General features: G+C 32.7%; 7 protein-coding genes and 2 tRNA genes. 7 read left to right on the top strand and 2 right to left on the bottom strand.

Features of this window, described 5'->3' with window-relative positions; translation table 11 throughout:
- Positions 1-25: 25 nt before the first annotated feature.
- The gene (locus FS85_RS0100860) at positions 26-685 is read right to left on the bottom strand and encodes a hypothetical protein (RefSeq protein ID WP_010134054.1); all 660 of its coding nucleotides are present in this window, start codon (positions 683-685) and stop codon (positions 26-28) included.
- A gap of 78 nt (positions 686-763) precedes the next feature.
- Between FS85_RS0100860 and FS85_RS0100855 the strand changes: the two genes are divergently transcribed.
- Together FS85_RS0100855 and FS85_RS0100850 are read left to right on the top strand one after the other, a co-directional pair.
- Positions 764-1,150, top strand: a complete 387-nt coding sequence (locus FS85_RS0100855; protein WP_010134053.1) for an RNA-binding S4 domain-containing protein — start codon at positions 764-766, stop codon at positions 1,148-1,150.
- 13 nt (positions 1,151-1,163) lie between these two features.
- Positions 1,164-1,661 (top strand): phosphoribosyltransferase family protein, encoded by a 498-nt coding sequence (locus FS85_RS0100850; protein ID WP_010134052.1) that lies wholly within the window; start codon positions 1,164-1,166, stop codon positions 1,659-1,661.
- Here the strand turns inward: FS85_RS0100850 and FS85_RS0100845 are convergent.
- The gene (locus FS85_RS0100845) at positions 1,654-2,169 is read right to left on the bottom strand and encodes a shikimate kinase (protein WP_010134051.1); all 516 of its coding nucleotides are present in this window, start codon (positions 2,167-2,169) and stop codon (positions 1,654-1,656) included. The two genes, FS85_RS0100850 and FS85_RS0100845, sit on opposite strands and share 8 nt — an antisense overlap.
- A 99-nt stretch (positions 2,170-2,268) precedes the next feature.
- Between FS85_RS0100845 and FS85_RS0100840 the strand changes: the two genes are divergently transcribed.
- The 5 genes from FS85_RS0100840 to FS85_RS0100820 all read left to right on the top strand — a co-directional run bounded on the left by FS85_RS0100840 (position 2,269) and on the right by FS85_RS0100820 (position 4,818).
- Positions 2,269-2,341, top strand: a tRNA-Lys gene (locus tag FS85_RS0100840).
- 308 nt (positions 2,342-2,649) lie between these two features.
- Positions 2,650-2,732: transfer RNA gene (locus FS85_RS0100835), tRNA-Leu, on the top strand.
- A 57-nt stretch (positions 2,733-2,789) separates the two neighbouring features.
- Complete coding sequence (locus FS85_RS0100830) at positions 2,790-3,188, top strand: hypothetical protein (protein ID WP_010134050.1); 399 nt, start codon at positions 2,790-2,792, stop codon at positions 3,186-3,188.
- A gap of 5 nt (positions 3,189-3,193) precedes the next feature.
- Positions 3,194-3,598 (top strand): tRNA (adenosine(37)-N6)-threonylcarbamoyltransferase complex ATPase subunit type 1 TsaE, encoded by a 405-nt coding sequence (gene tsaE / locus FS85_RS0100825; protein WP_010134049.1) that lies wholly within the window; start codon positions 3,194-3,196, stop codon positions 3,596-3,598.
- A 20-nt stretch (positions 3,599-3,618) separates the two neighbouring features.
- A complete protein-coding gene (locus FS85_RS0100820) occupies positions 3,619-4,818 on the top strand; it encodes an alanine dehydrogenase (RefSeq protein WP_010134048.1) in 1,200 nt (399 codons plus the stop codon).
- Positions 4,819-4,892: the final 74 nt, after the last annotated feature.

The raw sequence follows: 4,892 nt of genomic DNA, 5'->3' as shown, positions 1-4,892 counted from the left end.
TTTTTTATATTATTTCCTAATACTTTTAATCTTCTTCAGTATTGGCGTTCTTTTTAACATTTCTTAATTCCACTTTAAAAATTAAAATTGTATTGAATTCATTTACAGGATTTCCTTCAACTGAATGTGTTAAACCAGAAGACATAATCATAAAACCTTTTCCTGTATCCTTATACTGTCTTGGTTCGGTTGGATCTATTTCTACAACAGTTCCTCCCTTAAATTCTTGAAAACCTAACCTCCATCCTCTATACAAACTGTTAGAACTTAAGTCAAAAAAACTATCACTTACATAGTTTTCATCAATAGCATCACTTTCAACTAAATTGCCATTAGCATCTTCTGTTAAAGTATGCACTCTATAAGCCGCATTAATTACGTCATTATCGTCTGGTTGTAGCCCCACTCCTTCCTCACTAATGTAACTATACATAGTATAATCTACATCGTTAAATGTAATAGATAGTGGAATTAATTTGGGATCATTTGCTAAAGTAGTAGCACCATTTTCTGCCACAACCAACTCGTCTTTATCAACATCGTAGGTATATGTATTTAAATACTTTTCTATCACTACCTTTTCTGTATCGTATTTACCTTGATGGTTGTAATTGTATCCGTTGTCTGATTGACATGCGATACCTACCACTGATACGATTGCTAACAATACTTTTTTAATACTCATTATAATCTGTTTTGAAGCCGCAATTTACAATTTTCCTATCTTAGCAGAAAGAAACCGGATTAAATTACTTTGAATTGCATGCGAATTGATAAATATTTATGGGCTATTAGAATGTTTAAAACACGATCCTTGGCTACAGATGCCTGTAAAAAAGGACATGTTAAGCTGAACAATAGTAATGCCAAAGCCTCTAAAGAGGTATATATTGGAGAAAAAATTGAAGTAAGGAAAAACCAAATCAACTATCGTTTAGAGGTTTTAGATATTCCACCAAACCGCGTAGGAGCAAAATTGGTTGACTTATACCGAAAAGACACCACCCCAAAAGAAGCTTTTGAACATTTAGATCTGTTAAAATATTCTAAAGAATATTATCGTAAAAAAGGTGCAGGTAGACCTAGTAAAAAAGACCGAAGAGATATAGACGATTTCCAAGAATCTTATAATTTTGACGACGAAAACTAATTTCATCACATATATGGAAAAATCCATCATTTTAGACCACCAAACCATTGTTCAGAAAACAAGAAGAATTGCTTTTCAAATTTTAGAAAGCAATTATGAAGCAAAAGAAATAATACTTGCAGGTATCAACGGAAATGGTTTTACGTTTGCTCAAAAAATAAAAGAACAATTAACTTTAATTACAGATATAGAAATTGTTTTGTGTGAACTGGTGATGGATAAAAAAAAACCACTAAACAATCCGCACACAAGCATTACAGCTACTGCTTATGAAAATAAAAATGTAGTCTTAATTGATGATGTTTTAGATTCTGGTAAAACTTTAATTTATGGAGTAAAACATTTTTTAGAAGTTCCACTAGCATCGTTCAGAACTGCTGTATTGGTAGATAGAAATCATAAAAAATATCCCGTAAAAGCAGATTATAAAGGAATCTCTTTATCAACTTCTATGCAAGAACAAGTGGTTGTAGATTTTTCTAAAGAAAACTCTTCGGCTTACCTTATTTAGACAAAGTCTCTTTTATTTCCAATACAATAGCATCAACAGATTTGTCATCTACACTTACTTGTAACTGTGCTTGGGTATAGAAAACATTTCTTTCAAATAAATGTTTTCCTATAAACTCGGGCAAATCTTCGTTAGACACTCTTGCTATTAACGGTCGTTTGTCTTTTTCTGGTAACAAACGTTGAACCAAGGTTGGAATTTTGGCGTTTAAGTAAATAGAAATCGCCCACTTATTTACCAACTGCATATTGGTACCAAAACAGGGGGTTCCCCCTCCAAGAGATAAGATAAAGCCCTCCTTTGTTTGTAAAATTTCGGTCAAACAAGCGGTTTCTAAGTTTCTAAAATAAATTTCTCCTTTTTGTTTAAAAATTTCTGAAATTGGCATTGCTTCCTTATTTTCAATATAATCATCCAAATCTATTCTATTGATTTGGTACAATTTACTCAACGATTTAGAAATTTCGGATTTACCACATCCCATGTAACCTAGCAATACAATTTTCATAATTTTTAATATTTACGAATCTAAAAACAAAGATGCTAGAAAAAACTAGCTAAAAAAAGTTTCTCAGCTAAAAAAATCTCTTATATTTGCACCCTCATTGACCTGGTAGCTCAGTTGGTAGAGCATCTCCCTTTTAAGGAGAGGGTCCTGGGTTCGAGCCCCAGCCCGGTCACTAAAACCTTTCATTTTTGAAAGGTTTTTTGTTTTTACTAGGGCATGAAAACTCTATTTATCAGAATAAAATGAAATCGTGATAAGCCCCAGCTCAATCACACAAAAATCTCTTTTACAGAGGAGCTTTTTGTTTTGATAAAAGGATTTTGTATTGATTTTAATTAAAGGGAATGTTCATTAAAACTTTAGAGACTTTCTATAAAAAAATAAAGTGATTAAATCAATATTACTCACAAGAAAAATGATAAGTCTGCTACATGGTATGTACAGATTTTAATCGCTTTTTTTATATTTGCCCATCAACATGCACCTATGGCGGAATTGGTAGACGTGCCATCTTGAGGGGGTGGTGTCCAATGGACGTGCTGGTTCGAATCCAGTTAGGTGCACTTTTTCAGCCAGTTATCTTTATTTTAAGAACGTAATCATCTCAAAAAAGTTTATTTATGAAAAAAATTATTCTTGCATTTGTTTTAAGTACTTTGATGTTTTGTTCCTCAAAAAAAAGCAAACCATCTGTTATTTTTACCAAAACTATTGATGTAATTAGTCTTAAAGATCAAAAATTTGAAGAAAAAATAGACACCCTAAACGAAGCCAATTTTAAGATTAGTTTACATCCACATGACAAAGAAAATCATTACATCGCAAGAAAAGAATTAGACAAAAAAGAAACGCCAAAAAACGCTATTGTGTCTTATTTATATCTTGTAGATGAAGATGGTAATGACCAAAAGTTTAAAGGAAATTCTGATTTTATTGACTTTATGAAAGCTTATGGTTACGAATTAAAGGAGCAAAAATCTAGAGTTTACTACATGGATTACACTTTTTACAAACCCTAAATTGCATGGAAATTACCTACACTATTGAGGACTTGCCTAAGGTAGCCAAACAGTTACTACAAACCAGTAAAAGTAAAATTCTACTATTTTATGCAACTATGGGTACTGGTAAGACAACACTTATCAAAGAGCTTGCTTTTCAGTTAGGATGTACCATTAGCTCTTCCCCTACCTTTGCTTTAGTTAATGAGTACGAAGCAAACAACCAAGAACTTATCTATCATTTTGATTTTTATAGAATTGAATCTGATGAAGAAGCTTATGACATCGGGATTGAAGAGTATTTTGATAAAGATGCTTGGTGTTTTGTAGAGTGGCCCGAGAATGTAGAAAATTTACTACCTTTAAATGCACAGGGAATTTCTATTAAGATAAATCAGGATCAAAGCAGAACACTAAAATTCCTTTAAACCAATTTTGCCCTATTCAAATGGAAAAGAAAATAAGTGCGTTTGGAAACATCAAGTTCCATGTTCAAGAAGAACGTTTGGCAGTAGTTCCTAAAAAGGGAGATTTATGGATAGGTATTCCTAAAGAAACCTGTCATGAAGAAAAAAGAATATGCCTAACTCCTGATGCTGTGGCTGCCATGACCCTGCAAGGACATCGAATAGTTATTGAATCGAATGCGGGTTTGGCTTCTAATTTTTCGGATAAAGAATATGCAGAATCTGGTGCAAAAATTACTTACGATACCAAAGAGGTATTTGCTTGTAATATTGTTTTAAAAGTTGCTCCGCCTTCTTTACAAGAGGTAGAATTACTTAAGCCTCAAGCAATTTTAGTTTCTTCCTTACAATTAAAAACACAATGCAAAGAGTATTTTAAAGCACTTGCCAATAAAAGAATTACAGCCATCGCTTTTGATTTTATTCAAGACGAGCACAATAGTTTTCCTATTGTAAAATCTTTAAGTGAAATTGCGGGTACGGCATCTATTTTAATTGCTTCAGAATTGATGAATGCCGAAAAAGGTGGATCTGGAAGATTACTAGGAAACATTAGCGGTGTTCCACCCTGTGAAGTAGTAATTTTAGGTGCTGGAACCGTTGCTTTATTTGCTGCCAAATCTGCCAAAGCATTAGGAGCTAGTGTAAAGGTTTTTGATAACTCAATCACAAAACTGAGAAGAATGCAGCAAGACTTAAACAGTCCTATTTATACATCAACCATACATCATAAAGTTTTAAAAAAAGCATTGCGTAGAGCTGATGTGATTATTGGAGCTATGAAAGGAAAATCTAGAACTCCTATTGTGGTTTCGGAAGATATGGTAACATTTATGAAGCCTGGTTCTGTAATTATAGACGTAAGCATAGACCGTGGTGGATGTTTTGAAACTTCGGAACTTACAACCCACAGCAAACCTACTTTTGTAAAACATGGCGTTATTCATTATTGCGTTCCTAACATACCTTCTAGATATGCAAAAACAGCTTCTGCTTCTATAAGCAATATCATCACTCCTTATTTACTAGCTGTTGGAGATGAAGGTGGTTTTGATGCTGCTGTTATTTACGATCCTGTAATTCGTAGCGGAATGTATATGTATAGAGGTATACTAACCAAAAAGGCCGTAGGCGATTGGTTTGATATTCCGTTTACTGATATTAATTTATTAATTTTATAAATTAATAAGTTGCTTTTTCTAGACTGAAAAAATACTATAAAAAANANANANANANANANATATATATATATATT

The sequence above is a fragment of the Ochrovirga pacifica genome (genome assembly GCF_000220525.1).
GTDB classification, from domain to species: Bacteria; Bacteroidota; Bacteroidia; order Flavobacteriales; family Flavobacteriaceae; genus Ochrovirga; species Ochrovirga pacifica.
This window is presented reverse-complemented; position numbering and strand designations above follow the sequence as displayed.

Excerpts from the sequence above, each read along its gene's own strand:
- FS85_RS0100845 (WP_010134051.1), bottom strand. The coding sequence starts at position 2,169 with ATGAAAATTGTATTGCTAGGTTACATGGGATGTGGTAAATCCGAAATT.
- FS85_RS0100830 (WP_010134050.1), top strand. The coding sequence starts at position 2,790 with ATGAAAAAAATTATTCTTGCATTTGTTTTAAGTACTTTGATGTTTTGT.
- FS85_RS0100820 (WP_010134048.1), top strand. The coding sequence starts at position 3,619 with ATGGAAAAGAAAATAAGTGCGTTTGGAAACATCAAGTTCCATGTTCAA.
- tsaE (WP_010134049.1), top strand. The coding sequence starts at position 3,194 with ATGGAAATTACCTACACTATTGAGGACTTGCCTAAGGTAGCCAAACAG.
- FS85_RS0100855 (WP_010134053.1), top strand. The coding sequence starts at position 764 with ATGCGAATTGATAAATATTTATGGGCTATTAGAATGTTTAAAACACGA.
- FS85_RS0100850 (WP_010134052.1), top strand. The coding sequence starts at position 1,164 with ATGGAAAAATCCATCATTTTAGACCACCAAACCATTGTTCAGAAAACA.
- FS85_RS0100860 (WP_010134054.1), bottom strand. The coding sequence starts at position 685 with ATGAGTATTAAAAAAGTATTGTTAGCAATCGTATCAGTGGTAGGTATC.